Annotated in this window: 13 protein-coding genes; 2 read left to right on the top strand and 11 right to left on the bottom strand. The window is 63.7% G+C overall.

Annotation, left to right across the window (positions count from 1 at the left end; genetic code table 11):
• Positions 1 to 65: 65 nt before the first annotated feature.
• The gene (gene panB, locus JAB8_RS18490; protein ID WP_175445216.1) at positions 66 to 941 is read left to right on the top strand and encodes a 3-methyl-2-oxobutanoate hydroxymethyltransferase; all 876 of its coding nucleotides are present in this window, start codon (positions 66 to 68) and stop codon (positions 939 to 941) included.
• A 6-nt stretch (positions 942 to 947) separates the two neighbouring features.
• On the opposite strand, the gene JAB8_RS18485 is transcribed toward panB, so the two are convergent.
• The 9 genes from JAB8_RS18485 to JAB8_RS18445 form a co-directional block, all read right to left on the bottom strand.
• Positions 948 to 1,280, bottom strand: coding sequence for a helix-turn-helix domain-containing protein (locus tag JAB8_RS18485; RefSeq protein WP_034746036.1), 333 nt, complete (start codon positions 1,278 to 1,280; stop codon positions 948 to 950).
• A gap of 1 nt (position 1,281) precedes the next feature.
• The gene (locus JAB8_RS18480; protein ID WP_254679545.1) at positions 1,282 to 2,574 is read right to left on the bottom strand and encodes a HipA domain-containing protein; all 1,293 of its coding nucleotides are present in this window, start codon (positions 2,572 to 2,574) and stop codon (positions 1,282 to 1,284) included.
• Between the two features lie 175 nt (positions 2,575 to 2,749).
• A complete protein-coding gene (locus JAB8_RS18475) occupies positions 2,750 to 4,237 on the bottom strand; it encodes an aldehyde dehydrogenase (protein WP_070290895.1) in 1,488 nt (495 codons plus the stop codon).
• A 30-nt stretch (positions 4,238 to 4,267) separates the two neighbouring features.
• The gene (locus JAB8_RS18470; protein WP_070220415.1) at positions 4,268 to 5,119 is read right to left on the bottom strand and encodes an ABC transporter permease subunit; all 852 of its coding nucleotides are present in this window, start codon (positions 5,117 to 5,119) and stop codon (positions 4,268 to 4,270) included.
• Positions 5,116 to 6,045, bottom strand: a complete 930-nt coding sequence (locus tag JAB8_RS18465) for an ABC transporter permease subunit (protein WP_070290894.1) — start codon at positions 6,043 to 6,045, stop codon at positions 5,116 to 5,118. Before JAB8_RS18465 ends, JAB8_RS18470 begins: the two co-directional genes overlap by 4 nt.
• Before the next feature lie 7 nt (positions 6,046 to 6,052).
• Positions 6,053 to 7,201 carry a polyamine ABC transporter ATP-binding protein gene (potA, locus tag JAB8_RS18460; protein WP_070290893.1) on the bottom strand — a complete coding sequence of 383 codons (1,149 nt, stop codon included), beginning with the start codon at positions 7,199 to 7,201 and terminating at the stop codon, positions 6,053 to 6,055.
• A gap of 204 nt (positions 7,202 to 7,405) precedes the next feature.
• A complete protein-coding gene (locus JAB8_RS18455) occupies positions 7,406 to 8,866 on the bottom strand; it encodes an aspartate aminotransferase family protein (protein WP_070290892.1) in 1,461 nt (486 codons plus the stop codon).
• Positions 8,867 to 8,877: 11 nt separating this feature from the next.
• Positions 8,878 to 10,248, bottom strand: coding sequence for a glutamine synthetase family protein (locus JAB8_RS18450; protein WP_035822563.1), 1,371 nt, complete (start codon positions 10,246 to 10,248; stop codon positions 8,878 to 8,880).
• 56 nt (positions 10,249 to 10,304) lie between these two features.
• The gene (locus JAB8_RS18445) at positions 10,305 to 11,069 is read right to left on the bottom strand and encodes a gamma-glutamyl-gamma-aminobutyrate hydrolase family protein (protein ID WP_070290891.1); all 765 of its coding nucleotides are present in this window, start codon (positions 11,067 to 11,069) and stop codon (positions 10,305 to 10,307) included.
• Between the two features lie 282 nt (positions 11,070 to 11,351).
• Between JAB8_RS18445 and JAB8_RS18440 the strand changes: the two genes are divergently transcribed.
• Positions 11,352 to 12,497: an MFS transporter gene (locus JAB8_RS18440; protein WP_070290890.1), complete on the top strand. Its 1,146-nt coding sequence runs from the start codon at positions 11,352 to 11,354 to the stop codon at positions 12,495 to 12,497.
• Positions 12,498 to 12,501: 4 nt separating this feature from the next.
• On the opposite strand, the gene JAB8_RS18435 is transcribed toward JAB8_RS18440, so the two are convergent.
• Together JAB8_RS18435 and JAB8_RS18430 are read right to left on the bottom strand one after the other, a co-directional pair.
• Positions 12,502 to 13,314, bottom strand: coding sequence for a hypothetical protein (locus JAB8_RS18435; protein WP_070290889.1), 813 nt, complete (start codon positions 13,312 to 13,314; stop codon positions 12,502 to 12,504).
• On the bottom strand, positions 13,311 to 13,877 hold the full coding sequence (locus JAB8_RS18430; protein ID WP_070290888.1) for a sigma-70 family RNA polymerase sigma factor: 567 nt from the start codon (positions 13,875 to 13,877) through the stop codon (positions 13,311 to 13,313). The genes JAB8_RS18435 and JAB8_RS18430 overlap by 4 nt, the downstream gene beginning before the upstream one ends.
• Positions 13,878 to 13,903: the final 26 nt, after the last annotated feature.

Raw genomic sequence — 13,903 nt, 5'->3', positions numbered from 1 at the left:
CCTATAAAGTACTACACTAGCGGCGTCGCAATAGCATCACCCCCCTTTCACTCTAGAGAATACCTATGTCCGCTTATTTGCAAGGAACAGATCTGGCCGCAAAAGACAAGGCCGCCACACCGGCGCCGGCGCCATCCAAGCCTGTCGCCAACAAGGCCGTGACCATCCATACCCTGGCCACGTTGCGCGCCGCCGGCGAAAAGATCTCCATGCTGACCTGCTATGACGCCAGCTTCGCGTCGCTGATGGACCGTTGCGGCGTGGAGATCCTGCTGATCGGCGATTCGCTCGGCATGGTCTGCAACGGCCTGAACTCCACCCTGCCCGTCACCGTGGCCGAACTGGCTTACCACACGGCTTCCGTCGCGCGCGGCAGCAAGTCGGCCATGATCCTGTCCGACCTGCCGTTCGGCGCGTACGGCACGCCTGAAACGGCTTACGCCAACGCCGTCATCCTGATGCAGGCGGGCGCGCACATGATCAAGATCGAAGGCGGCGCCTGGCTGGCCGAGACCGTCCGTTTCCTCACCGAGCGCGGCATCCCCATCTGCGCCCACATCGGCCTGACGCCGCAATTCGTGCACCAGCTGGGCGGCTATAAGGTGCAGGGCAAGAGCACGGAAAGCGCCGCCGAGCTGAAAAACGACGCACTGGTGCTGCAAAACGCGGGCGCCGCCATCGTGCTGATGGAAGCCATGCCGTCGCAGCTGGGCAAGGAAGTGACCGACATGCTGACGATTCCCACCATCGGCATCGGCGCCGGCCCAGACTGCTCGGGCCAGGTCCTCGTCATGCACGACATGCTGGGTGTCTTCCCAGGCCGCAAGGCGCGCTTCGTGCGCAACTTCATGGAAGGCGCGGCCAGCATCGACGACGCCGTCACCGGCTACGTCAAAGCCGTCAAGGATGGCAGCTTCCCGGCGCTGGAACACTGCTTCTGATCTAGTCTATTGAGGCGATATCGCCCCGGTACTCGCCGGGGCGATTTTTTTTTCACGTAGTGTTTCTGTCCGTACAAAGGCCACCTCCAGGCCAAAGAATTGCCCGATACGGTTCAGCGTCTGGATGGTCGGGTTGCCCTTGCCGCTCTCGATCTCCTTGATAACCTTCGTGCTCACGCCCCGATGCGTCGCAAACTCTGCCTGCGTCATGCGCGAGATGGCGCGCATTTCCTTGACGGCATGCTGTAGCGTGACGGCTCCTGCTTCAATGGCTTCGTAAAGCACTGCCCTGCGCTGCCGCAACTCTTCCTTGTCAACGGTCTTTTTCGTACGCGCCATGTCAGTGCTCTCCCAATGCCTTGAGCTGTTCGATCTGCCCGGCGATATGTGGCCGGAGGAAAGCAATGATGTCATCATCCACGCCAGCCTCCCGCATATGCTGTTCCAGCGCAACCAGGTGCTGGGAAAATCCGTATAGCGCGAGGCGGATCTGCTGGCGCTCCACGTCCGGCATGCCGATCGTAGCCAGTATCGTCGTCCAGTCATGCAGCTCGTTTTTGGTATCCGGGTGATACCAGCGCGCCGCGCGTGGTATGCCATCCGGGTCCAGGTACATCGGTGCAAAATCGAACAGCGGCGTGAGGCGCACCTCGGCACCAATTTGCTGCACCGCCGTATTGCGTGCGTGATTATCGGTATTGCGCATGGCCAGGTTCAAGATATCGCGTTTGAGAAATTCGATGGTTTCCGCAGTCTTGTCGCTGACGACGGCGCGCAGCGCCTGCAATAGGTCGAACTGGCTGGGCGTGGCTTCAAAGCCGACGATACCTGCCAGCGAAGCGGCGCTTTCCTGATGCAGTCGCAGCACTTTTCCATCGAGGATGCGGCGGTCAAAACGGGGAATGAACAAAGTATCGTCCTGGTAGCGCAACTGGCCTTCGGTGCGCAAGCCCACCGCGCGCGCCACAGTCATGTATGCGGCCTCATTCCGCAATACCTTGGCGTCGCTGGCGGTCTTTCCGCGCGGACGCTTGACGATGAAATGGGCAGCCGCGTCCTGGTCCGCCAGGGCGCCATCGGCATGCCAGAGACCGGCATGGTCAGTGGTCAGCAGATATTTCGGCGCCGCTCCTTGCACCCCCAGACTGCCGGCGGCCAGCATGCCATGCATCAGCATGCGCTCATTGAAGGCATCGCCGCGACCTATGATCTCGTCCAGTGAAAAGCCGCTCAGCGGCTTGCCCTGGTCATGGCGATGCATATGTTGTGCGTAGTACTGCACGGCCTCGGCAATGCGCACGCGCCCGACGGGATTGAACGCGCCGGCGCACATCAGAGGAAAATCGGCAGCCGGACCATCGGCCAGCTGCAGCTGCCCAAGCAGATATGTCCGTCCGCTTCCCTGGGGAATCAGGTCAAAGATAAAGGCTGGCCATTGCGCCAGCTTCTGCATCTCTGCCGTGACGGGAAAACGCAGCGAGACAGGCCCACTCTCAAGCTTGAAGAAGGCATAATCGAGGTCATACTCGAACAGGGCAGCGGTACGTGGATTGCCGCCTGCAGGCTCAAGCAAAGTCAGCGATGCGCAATCGTGCCACGCATCATCATGAAAAATTTGAAAATGGCATTGCATGGCCGCTCCAATTGGATCTTATAGTAGCTAATTGTGTTCAGTTTATCCTTAAATTAGCACTTATACGATCCAAATTTTAGCAAGTGCAGCGCCATGAAAAATTTAATAGCACCTAAAAGGACTATTTTAAGCCGAAAATACTCTTAATTAGCCCTTTTAAGCACCCTTATATAAATTATCCCACCTGTATCCACGTCGTCTTCAGCTCCGTGTACTTGTCCAGTGCGTGCAGCGACTTGTCGCGTCCGTTGCCCGACTGCTTGTAGCCGCCGAACGGCACGGTAATGTCGTCGCCATCGTACTGGTTGACGTGCACGGTGCCCGCGCGCAGGGCGCGCGCCGTCTGGATGGCCTTGCTGATGTCCGAGGTCCACACGGCCGCCTGCAAGCCGTACGGCGTGGCGTTGGCCTGTTGGATGGCTTCGGCGATATCCGTAAAGCCCAACACGGACAGGACGGGCCCGAAGATCTCTTCGCGCGCGATCGTCATGCCGGCGTCCACGCCGAAGATGGTCGGCTGCACGTAATAGCCTCCCGTATCAAGGCGCACGGCCTCGCCGCCGCCCAGCAATTGCGCGCCTTCGTTCTTGCCGGACGCGATATAGCCCATCACTGTTTGCATCTGCGTGGCGTCGACGATGGCGCCCATGACGGTGGCTTCATCGAGCGGATCGCCCGGCTGGAAGCGGGGCAGCATGGCCAGCGCCTTGGCGAGGAATTTTTCCTTGATCGATTCTTCCACGAACAGGCGCGAAGGCGCATTGCAGCTTTCGCCCTGGTTGAAGAAAATGGAGCCGACGGCGGCCGCCACGGCCTTGTCCAGGTCCGGACAATCGGCGCACACGATGTTGGCGGACTTGCCGCCCAGTTCCGTCCACGCCCGTTTCAGATTCGACTGGCCCGCCATCTGCACGATCAGTTTCCCCGTGCGCGTGGAACCCGTAAAGCCGATGCAATCGACGTCCATGTGCAGCGCCAGCGCGGCGCCGGCCTCGTTGCCGTAGCCGGGCAGCACGTTGAACACGCCCGCCGGCACGCCCGCTTCCAGCGCGATGTCGGCCAGGCGTAGGGCCGTCAGCGGCGATTTTTCCGACGGTTTCAATATCACGCTGTTGCCGGCCGCGAGGGCGGGCGCGATCTTCCAGGCAGCCATGATCATCGGGTAATTCCACGGCACGATGGCGGCGACGACGCCCACCGGTTCGCGCGTGATCAGGGCCAGGCTGTTGGCGGGCGTCGGGGCGATTTCATCGTAGACCTTGTCGATCGCCTCGCCATACCAGCGCAGGCAGTTGGCCGTGGCGCCCACGTCCACGCTCTGGCTGTACTTGATCGGTTTACCCATGTCCAGGGTTTCCATCAGGGCCAGCTCGGGACCGTATTTCTGCACCAGGTCGGCGAACTTGATCAATACCCGCTTGCGCTGCGCCGGCGATTTCCCGGCCCAGCGGCGGTCGTCAAAAGCGGCGCGCGCGGCCTGCACGGCCGCCTCCACGTCGGCGCCGTCGCAGCGGGCCACCTGCCCCAGCAGACGCCCGTCGATGGGCGACAGGTTGTCGAAAGTCCGGCCTGACCTGGCCGCGACCCGTTCGCCGTTGATGAAGGCGCGCCCATCGATCTTGATCTCTGCGGCCCGTGCATGCCAACTGGTGTTTTCCGTCATGGTCGTCTCCTGTGTCAGTTTACAAGCAGCTTACTCCTGGTCCGCCGAATACGCCGCGGACATCTGCTTGCGGCGTCTGCGGTCGGCGCGCGCCAGCATCACGGCATACACGATCACGGCAATCGTCACGACGAGGATCGTCAGCGCCGCGATGGCGTTCACGCGCGGGTCAAGCCCCAGGCGCGCGCGCGAGAAGATCACCAGCGGCATCGTCGTCGAACCGGGGCCGGACAGGAAAGCGGAGAGCACCACGTCGTCCAGCGACAGGGTGAACGTCAGCAGCCAGCTTGATGCCAGTGCCTGCGTGATGTTCGGCAGGGTCACGAGGAAGAACACCTGGTGCGCGCGGCAACCGAGGTCCATGGCCGCTTCGGCCAGCGACTTGCTCATTTCCTGCAGGCGCGATTGCACCACCACGGCCGCATACGCCATGCCCAGCAAGGTGTGACCGAGCCAGATGGTCAGCACGCCCCGCTCGGGGAAACCGAAGACCTTTTGCATGGACACCAGCATCAGCAGCAGGGACAGGCCGATGATCACTTCCGGCATCACCAAGGGCGCGCTGACCATGGCGGAAAACACCGTGCGGCCGCGGAAGCGCTGGTAACTGCTCAAGGCAAAGGCGGCAAAGGTGCCGAGGATGACGGACGACGTGGCCGACATGAAGGCGATTTTTAGTGACAGGCCGAAGCCCGAGATGATTTCCGCATCGCTCATCAACTCGCTGTACCAGCGCAGCGAGAAGCCGCTCCACACCATGTCCTGGCGCGAGCTGTTGAACGAGAAGACGATCAGCACGATGATGGGCAGGTAGAGGAACAAATAGCCCAGCGAGAGCCAGCCGCGCCCGAACCAGCGCTGCAGGAAGGTACGTCCGTTCATGTGCGCTCCTCCGCGTCCTGGTCGGTCTTGTATTTGTTAAAAATGGCCATCGGCACGAGGATCAGCAGGATCACCAGCACCGTCACGGACGAAGCCATGGCCCAGTCGTTATTCGTGAAATACTCATCCCACAGCACGCGGCCGATCATCAGGGTTTCCGGGCCGCCCAGCAGCTCGGGAATCACGTATTCGCCCACGGACGGAATGAACACCAGCATGGCGCCGGCGATGATGCCCGACTTCGACAGGGGCACGGTGATGCGCCAGAACGCCTGCAAGGGCGTGGCGCCCAGGTCGGCCGCCGCTTCCAGATAGCGCACGTCCATTTTCACCAGGTTCGCGTACAGGGGCAGGATCATGAACGGCAGATAGGCATACACCATGCCGACGACCAGCGAAAACGAGGTGTTCATCATGTGCAGCGGTTCGCTCACCACGCCCAGCGCGATCAAGAGATCGTTGAGCAAGCCGTGGTTGGCCAGGATGCCCTTCCACGCATACACGCGCAGCAGGAACGAAGTCCAGAACGGCAGCATCACCAGCATCATCAGCACGGGGCGGATCGATGGCCTGGCGCGCGCCATGAAGTAGGCGAACGGGTAGCCGATGAACAGGCAAATGGCCGTGGTGATGGCCGCGTACTTGATGGAACTGAGGTAGGTGAGCAGATACAGTTCATCGGCGGCGATGAACAGGTAGTTGGCGATTTTGACCTTCAGCACGACGATGCCGTCGACATACGACAGCAGGCCGCCGAACGGGCTGCCGGCCGTGTCCATGTCGGACAGGCTGATACGCAGCACGATCAGGAACGGTATTAAAAAGGCGGCCGTCAGGAACAGCGCGGGCACGGCGATGACGGCGTTGCGCCCAGTGACCCAACGCAGGGTGACGAGCTTGCGCAGCGATTGCAGAATGGACGTCATGATGGCCTCAGCTGGTCAGCACGACGATGTCGGCGCCGTCCCACCACACCCACACGCGCTGCTCGCGCTCGAGGCGCGCGGCGTCGTGGCGGGCCGCGTTGGTGCGCGAGACTTTCACCACCGTGCCGCTGTCGAGGCGCACGTGGTAGCTCGTTTCATTGCCAAAATACGCCATGGCGACGATCACGCCCTGGGCGCAGTTGTAGCCGTGTTCCGCTGGCGAAGCCCGTTCTTCCAAGGCGGGCGGTTCGGTCTGGATGCCGATCTTTTCGGGGCGCACGGCCACCGAGACATCCATGCCCAGGTTGCCCGTGATGCCATGCGCGACATAGTGGCGGCCATCGGGCGTGTCGATGATCACGTGATCGGGTTCGTCTTCCGTGATGCGGCCGTCGAACAGGTTGACGCTGCCGATGAAGTCGGCGACGAAGCGGCAGTTCGGCGTCTCGTAGATTTCACCGGGCGCGCCCACCTGCAGGATGCGCCCTTCACTCATGACGGCGATGCGCGTGGCCATGCTCATGGCTTCATCCTGGTCGTGCGTGACCATCACGCACGTCACGCCCACCTGCTCGATGATGTTGACCAGTTCCATCTGCGTGCGTTCGCGCAGTTTCTTGTCGAGCGCGCCCAGCGGCTCGTCGAGCAGCAGCAACTGCGGACGCTTGGCCAGGCTGCGTGCCAGTGCCACACGCTGCTGCTGGCCGCCCGACAGCTGGTGCGGCTTGCGCTTCGCGTATTGGCCCAGCTGCACCAGCGCCAGCATCTGCTCGACCCGCGCCGCCACTTCCGCCTTCGGCAAGCCGTCGCGGCGCAGGCCGAAAGCGATGTTGTCCCACACGGACAGGTGGGGGAACAGCGCGTACGACTGGAACATCATGTTGATGGGCCGCTGGTGCGGCGGCACGTCGACGATGCTGTTGCCCGCCAGGGCGATGCGCCCCGAGGTCGGCGTCTCGAAACCGGCCAGCATGCGCAGCAGGGTCGACTTGCCGCAGCCTGAACTGCCCAGCAGGGCGAAGATCTCGCCCTTGTTGATCGTCACGGAAATGCCATCGACGGCGCGCACGCCATCGAATTCCTTGACCAGCTGATCAATCAGCAAGAAAGGCGCTTGGGCGTCGCTGGCCGACGCGGCAGGTGTTGCTATCGTCATGTGGGTGCTTTGGGTAAGAGGGTGTCAAAATGAAAAACTGGCCACTACAGGAGCGGCCAGGATGGAAGTTTAGCGGAACTGCCGCCTTTGCGGTCCAAAAAATGCATAGATGCTGCTTATTTGGGTGAAAACCCAACGGCAAAGACTGGGGTCAGACCCGGCGGGTCTGACCCCGGTATTCTTGCGTTTGGGTTCAGCCAGAACCTAAACCCAGCCCTTCGCTTTCACGTCCGCATACGTCTTGTCCAGGCACAGCCGTATCAGCGCCACCATCTCATCGATCTGCGCCCGCGTCATGACCAGGGGCGGGGCGACGATCATGCGCTCGCCCACGGCGCGCATGATGACGCCGTTGTCGAACATGTGGCCGCGGCAGATCATGCCCACGCCCTGGCCCTCGTCGAACAGCTCGTTCTCGTGCACGGTGGCGCCCTTGCGGCGCACCAGGTTCAGGCCCGCGACCAGGCCGCAGCTGTCCGCATAGCCGACCAGCGGATGCTCGCCCAGGCTGGCGAAGCACTGCTTCAGGTACGGTCCCGTGTCGTCGGCCACCTTGGCCACCAGCTGCTCTTCCTCGATGATGCGGATGTTTTCCAGCGCGGCCGCGCAGGCCACGGGGTGGCCCGAATAGGTGAAACCGTGCGTGAATTCGCCGCCCTGCTCGATCAGTACCTTGGCCACCCTGTCGCCCACCAGCACGCCGCCCAGCGGCACATAGCCCGAGGTGACGCCCTTGGCAAACGTGATCAGGTCGGGCTGGATGCCGAACAGCTCGGAGCCGAACCAGCGCCCCAGTCGGCCGAAGCCGCAGATGACTTCATCGGCGATGAGCAAGATGCCGTACTTGTCGCAGATGCGCTGGATTTCGGGCCAGTAGGTCGATGGCGGGATGATGACGCCGCCCGCGCCCTGTACCGGCTCGCCGATGAAGGCGGCCACCTTGTCGGCGCCGATTTCCAGGATCTTGTCCTCCAGCCAGCCGGCCGCTTTCAAGCCGAAGGCTTCCGGAGACAAGCCGTGGCCCGATTCCAGGTAATTGGGCTGGCCGATATGCGCGATGCCGGGTATCGGCAAGCCGCCCTGCGCATGCATGCCGTCCATGCCGCCCAGCGATGCTCCCGCCACCGTGCTGCCGTGATAGGCGTTATGGCGGCTGATGATGGTGTGGCGCTCCTTGTAGCCGAGGATATCCCAGTAGCGGCGCACCATGCGCAAATTCGTGTCGTTGCCTTCCGAGCCGGAACTGGTGAAGAACACATGCTGGAACTGCGGCGGCGATATCTGCGCCAGCTTGGCCGCCAGTTGCGCGGCCGGCACGTTCGTCGTGCCAAAGAAGCTGTTATAGAAGGGCAGCGTCTCCATCTGCCTGTACACGGCTTGCGAAATCGACGTGCGGCCGTAGCCCACGTTGACGCACCACAGGCCCGACATGCCGTCGACGATCTTCTTGCCCTGGCTATCCCACAGGTAGACGCCGTCGCCGCGCACCATTACCCTGGCGCCCTTGCTTGCCAGGTCCTGGAAGTCGGTGAACGGATGCAGGTAGTGGGCCGAGTCCATCTGCTGGATGGCGGCCGTGTCGTACACCTGCGGCGCCGCATTCTTTTGCGCCACGGAGGATACAAAAGCGGCGCTCGGCGCCAGCGGATTGTTGGATGTGCTCATGCGTGTTCCTTTTAAACGTGTAATAACAGGTGTTCGCGCTCCCACGGACTGATGACGGTCATGAATTCCTGGTGCTCCAGGTCCTTGATGGCCGCATACACGTCGATGAAGCGCTCGCCCAGCACCGTGCGCAGCTTGTCTTCCGCGCGCAGCAGCTGCAGGGCCTCGGGCAAGCCTTGCGGCAGCTCGAATTTCATGTCGTAGGCGCTGCCCACCATCATCGGCGTCGCTTCCAGCTGTTCCGTCATGCCGAGATAGCCGCAGGCCAGGGTGACGGCCAGGGCCAGGTAGGGATTCGCGTCGGCGCCGATGATGCGGTTTTCCACGCGGCGGTCCTGCACGCCCGACTCTGGCACGCGGAAGCCCACCGTGCGGTTGTCCAGGCCCCACTGGATGTTGATCGGCGCGGCCGTGTGGCGCACGATGCGGCGGTAGGAATTCACGTAGGGTGCGACGATGGCCATGGCCGACGGCATGTAGCGCTGCAGGCCCGCGATGTAATGCTTGAAGATGGGCGCGGCCGAACCGTCCTCGTTGCTGAAGATGTTCAGGCCCGTCTTCGCATCGACGACGCTCTGGTGCACGTGCATGGCGGAACCCGGCTCGCCCGCCATGGGCTTGGCCATGAAGGTGGCGTACATATCGTGTTTTAACGCCGCTTCGCGCAAGGTGCGCTTGAAGAAGAAGACCTTGTCGGCTAGGCCCAGCGGATCGCCGTGCAGGAAGTTGATTTCCATCTGACCCGCGCCGATTTCGTGGATCAGCGTATCGACGTCAAGGTTCATCAGTTCGCAATAATCGTAGATATCCTCGAACAGCGGATCGAATTCGTTGACGGCGTCGATGCTGTACACCTGGCGGCTCGTCTCGGCCCGGCCGCTGCGCCCGATGGGCGGTTTCAATGGCAAATCGGGGTCCGTGTTTTTCGCCGTCAGGTAGAACTCCAGCTCCGGCGCCACCACGGGCTTCCAGCCCTTGTCCGCATACAGTTTCAGCACGCGCCGCAGCACGGAGCGGGGAGCAAAATCGACCAGCGCGCCATCGGCAAAATAGCAGTCGTGGATGACTTGCGCGGTGGGGTCCGTAGCCCACGGCACCATGGTGATGGTGGTGGGATCGGCCTTTAAAATCATGTCGCGGTCGGTGCTGGAAATGGCGCGGTCGTAGCCGCCATCGTCGACCGGGTAATTGCCCGTCACCGTCATGCCCAGTACCGCTTCCGGGATGCGCATGCCGCGTTCCTGGGTGAATTTCCCGCGCGGCAGGATCTTCCCCCGCGCCACGCCCGTCAAGTCGGGTACCAGGCATTCGATTTCCGTGACGCGCTTTTCATTGAGCCACAAATCCATATCCGTATAAGTGAAATTTTCGCGTATTGCCATGTTTCCCTCTCGCTGGTCTTGATCAAACACCGCGTGCTACTCGTGCGGTGCGCCTGTCATTCTGTCTTTCTGTGCTGCTCCTGGTAGTCGCGGCAAGCCTGGCCGAAGGCGCCGAACAGCCGCATGGACTGCGGATTGTCCTCGACCTGCCATTCCGGGTGCCATTGCACGGCCAGCGCAAAGCCGGCGGCGCTGGCCACCGTGTACGCTTCCACCAGGCCATCGTCGGCCAGCGCTTCCACCAGCAAGCCATCGGCCAGCCGGGCGATGCCCTGGCCATGCAGGGAATTGACCATCATTTCGCTCTCGCCGCCCAGCAACCGTGACAGCACGCCGTCGGGCATCAGCTTGATGCGGTGCGCGGGCGCATACTGGCGCGCCAGCGGATCGAGCACGTTCTCGCGGTGGTCCTGCATTCCCGGCACCGCCTGCACGGCCTGGTGCAGGCTGCCGCCCAGGGCCACGTTGACTTCCTGGAAGCCACGGCAGATGGCCAGCAGCGGCAACTGGAGCGCAAGCGCGGCGCGGATCAGGGGCAAGGTGGTGGCGTCGCGCGCAGGGTCCTGCGGCAGGTCGGGGTGGAGAATCTCTTCGCCATACAGGCGCGCATCGACGTTCGAGGCGGAACCGGTCAGCATGACGCCGTCGGCGATCCGCAGCGCCGCTTCCAGGTCGGCATCGGCGCCCAAGGCGGGCAGCAGCAGCGGCATGCAGCCGGCGCCGCGCAGCACGGCGTGCAGGTATTTGTCCTGCGCCATGTGCCAGGCGTGGCTGCCCAGCTGGCGCTGGCAGGCGGGAACGAGAACGATGGGACGGCGCATGGTGCTACCTCGCTGGCGTGACGATCCAATGACAGCGCCATGACAGCGCTGCCGCTCGCTTCACTGTACAGCAGAGCCGGTAGAGTCGGCCACACCGATGGACGTGGCCACTGGCGGCGCACATCGCCTACACTACGGCTTTGCAATATTGCCTTTATTAAAATCATCATATGCCCGTCCGGCGCCAAACACCAGCGCCGCAGGCACAGTTGCCTACTTTCCCATGCTTCCACACCGTTTTCCCGCCATTCCGAACACCTTTTATCCCTTGCGGGGGCAGCCATGAAGACCATGCCATGGCGCGACTTCTTCGCCCTCGTGGTCAGCATCGGCGTGGTCGGCCTGGGCCTGGGCGCCACCATGCCGCTCACCGCCCTGACCCTGCACCAGCGCGGCGTGGGCACGGACATCATCGGCATGATCACGGCCGTCAGCGCCCTCGGCATCCTGGCCGCCTCGCCGTTCGTCTCGGGCTGGGTGGGGCGTTTCGGCGCGCGCGCCACCATGCTGGGCGCCGTCTGGGTGGCCTCGCTGGCGACGATCGCCATGCAGTTCAGCGACCACCTGCTGGCGTGGTGCGTGCTGCGTTTCCTGTTCGGCGGCGCCATGGGCGTGCTGTTTACCATCGGCGAAGCGTGGGTCAACCGCCTGGCGCCCGACAATTCGCGCGGCCGCGTAGTGGCCATGTACACCACCAGTTTTACCTTCTTCCAGCTGATCGGCCCCGCCCTCGTGGCCCTCTTCAACGACAAGATTGCGTGGAGCTTCGCCGCCTGCGGCCTGCTGTTTCTGCTGACCGTGCCGGGCCTGATGCTGATCTCGAACAGCGGCCCGGAAAAGGAGCCGCAAGAACATGGCGTGAAATGGACCCTGATCCTGCCGCGCATGCCGATGATCGTGCTCGGTGCCGCCTTCTTCGCCCTGTTCGACACGCTGGCATTGAGTCTCCTGCCCCTGTATGCGATGGAGCACGGCATCGGCACGGACCTGGCCCTGCTGTCGGCCACCGTGGTGCTGGTGGGCGACACGGGCCTGCAATTCGCGCTGGGCTGGATGGCCGACCGCTTCGGCCGCGCCAGGGTGCACGCGGGCTGCGGCGTGGCCGTCTGCCTGCTGCTGCCGCTGCTGCCGTTTGCCGTCGGCACGCCATGGCTGTGGTGGACCTTGCTGCTGTTGCTGGGCGCGGCGGCGGGCGGCATCTACATGCTGGCGCTGGTGGCCTGCGGCGAGCGTTTCACGGGGCTGTCGCTGACCAGCGCCAGCGCCATCGTCAACGCCACCTGGGGTATCACGAGCGGCGGCGGTCCCCTGCTGACGGGCGTCCTGATGCAATCGGCGGGCGTAAACGCCTTGCCGGCCGTGATGTGGGTGTGCTGCGCCATTTTCGTCGGCAGCGCCGTGTGGGAGCGCAGGAAGGGGATCGTGTAACGCGCTACTTCGGTATTTTTTCCAGCCGCTGCCGCAGCTCCTCGGCCACCGGATAGTCGGGATACGCCTGCCGGAACGCCGTCCACTCCTCGTGCGCCAGGGCACCCTCGCCCGCCTTGAGCAGGGCGTCGATCTTCACCAGCCACACGCCAGCGTCGAGCTTTGCGGGCGGCGGCAGCGGCGCGGAGCGGGCCGCCACGGGAGCGGGCATGGCCAGCGCGCGCTGCACCGGCGCCTGACGCTGCAGGCTGGCCTCGGCCTGCATGGCGGCTTGCTGCTCGATTGCCGCAGCAGGCGCCGGTGGTGGTGGCGGCGCAGGAGGAGCCACGGGTACGGTCGCCGCCAGCGGAGGTGCTGACGGCACGGCTGCTACCGGCTCGGCCTGCACCGGCGGCCTCGGTGCCGCCTTGGCCATGGCGCGCGGTGCCGGCGGCGGTGGCGCGGACTCAATCGCAGGTGCAGCGGCCGGTGCGGCTTCCCGCATCACCTCCTGCGTGACCGGTTCCCCGACCACGGGAAACTGCGCCGGCTTCGATCCGAACCAGTCCACGCCGATCAGGTTTACCGTCAGCAGCACGGCAGCGGCCAGCCCCAGCGGAACGCGCCAGCGCTGCAGGTAGTCCGGTGATTTCTTGGCCGGCAGAGTGCGCAGCACGCCATCGGCGCTGTCATTGGCCGCTGCCGGCTGGTGCAAGGCTTTTTCCGCGTCGGCCAGGATGGCCGCATCGAGCGCGCTGGAAGGCGCCGGCTGCGGCAGGCTGGCCAGCAGCGCGGTCAATTCCTCGTCATTCGGTTCGTCGTGATTGTGCGTATTCATGCCTGTCCTCCCGCGCCAGCGGCGCTGTCCAAGCCCGCGCGCAATTTCTGCATGGCGTAGCGCAGCCGGCTCTTGACGGTTTCCGCTTCCGCCCCCGTCACCGCGGCGATCTCGAGGATGCTCATGCCGCTGAACTGCTGCAGCACCAGCGCTTCCTTCTGTTCCGCCGGCAGCGCGGCGATGGCCGCATGCAGCCGCGCGTGCTGCTGTTTCTGCTCCAGCGACTGCGGCGGCGAGGCGCCCTCGTCCGCCAGTTCGCCTGCCTCGCCGTGGTCCTGTCCTTCCCGCTGGCGCAGGAGGTCGATCAGGCGGTTGCGCGCGATCTGGTACAGATAGGTGCGAAACGCCGCCTGCGGCTGGTAGCCGGCGCGCGCCGCATGCAGGCTGGCCCACGCATCCTGCACGATCTCGTCCACCCACGCGCGGCGCGGCGAACGCCAGGCCACGAAGCGGTACAGGCCATGGCTGTGGCGCCGGTACAGCTCGCGAAACGACGGCAGGTCGCCGGCGCTGTAGCGCAGCATCAGGTCTTCATCCGTCGCGGTCAATAAAGTGTCGGGCATGCGGACCAGTGTAGCCGAACTACGCG

Origin of the sequence: Janthinobacterium sp. HH106 (assembly GCF_001758725.1) — a bacterium.
Classification (GTDB): domain Bacteria; phylum Pseudomonadota; class Gammaproteobacteria; order Burkholderiales; family Burkholderiaceae_D; genus Janthinobacterium.
This window is presented reverse-complemented; position numbering and strand designations above follow the sequence as displayed.

Excerpts from the sequence above, each read along its gene's own strand:
- JAB8_RS18465 (WP_070290894.1), bottom strand. The coding sequence starts at position 6,045 with ATGACGTCCATTCTGCAATCGCTGCGCAAGCTCGTCACCCTGCGTTGG.
- potA (WP_070290893.1), bottom strand. The coding sequence starts at position 7,201 with ATGACGATAGCAACACCTGCCGCGTCGGCCAGCGACGCCCAAGCGCCT.
- JAB8_RS18450 (WP_035822563.1), bottom strand. The coding sequence starts at position 10,248 with ATGGCAATACGCGAAAATTTCACTTATACGGATATGGATTTGTGGCTC.
- JAB8_RS18445 (WP_070290891.1), bottom strand. The coding sequence starts at position 11,069 with ATGCGCCGTCCCATCGTTCTCGTTCCCGCCTGCCAGCGCCAGCTGGGC.
- JAB8_RS18475 (WP_070290895.1), bottom strand. The coding sequence starts at position 4,237 with ATGACGGAAAACACCAGTTGGCATGCACGGGCCGCAGAGATCAAGATC.
- JAB8_RS18435 (WP_070290889.1), bottom strand. The coding sequence starts at position 13,314 with ATGAATACGCACAATCACGACGAACCGAATGACGAGGAATTGACCGCG.
- JAB8_RS18485 (WP_034746036.1), bottom strand. The coding sequence starts at position 1,280 with ATGGCGCGTACGAAAAAGACCGTTGACAAGGAAGAGTTGCGGCAGCGC.
- JAB8_RS18440 (WP_070290890.1), top strand. The coding sequence starts at position 11,352 with ATGAAGACCATGCCATGGCGCGACTTCTTCGCCCTCGTGGTCAGCATC.
- JAB8_RS18480 (WP_254679545.1), bottom strand. The coding sequence starts at position 2,574 with ATGCAATGCCATTTTCAAATTTTTCATGATGATGCGTGGCACGATTGC.
- JAB8_RS18470 (WP_070220415.1), bottom strand. The coding sequence starts at position 5,119 with ATGAACGGACGTACCTTCCTGCAGCGCTGGTTCGGGCGCGGCTGGCTC.
- JAB8_RS18430 (WP_070290888.1), bottom strand. The coding sequence starts at position 13,877 with ATGCCCGACACTTTATTGACCGCGACGGATGAAGACCTGATGCTGCGC.
- panB (WP_175445216.1), top strand. The coding sequence starts at position 66 with ATGTCCGCTTATTTGCAAGGAACAGATCTGGCCGCAAAAGACAAGGCC.
- JAB8_RS18455 (WP_070290892.1), bottom strand. The coding sequence starts at position 8,866 with ATGAGCACATCCAACAATCCGCTGGCGCCGAGCGCCGCTTTTGTATCC.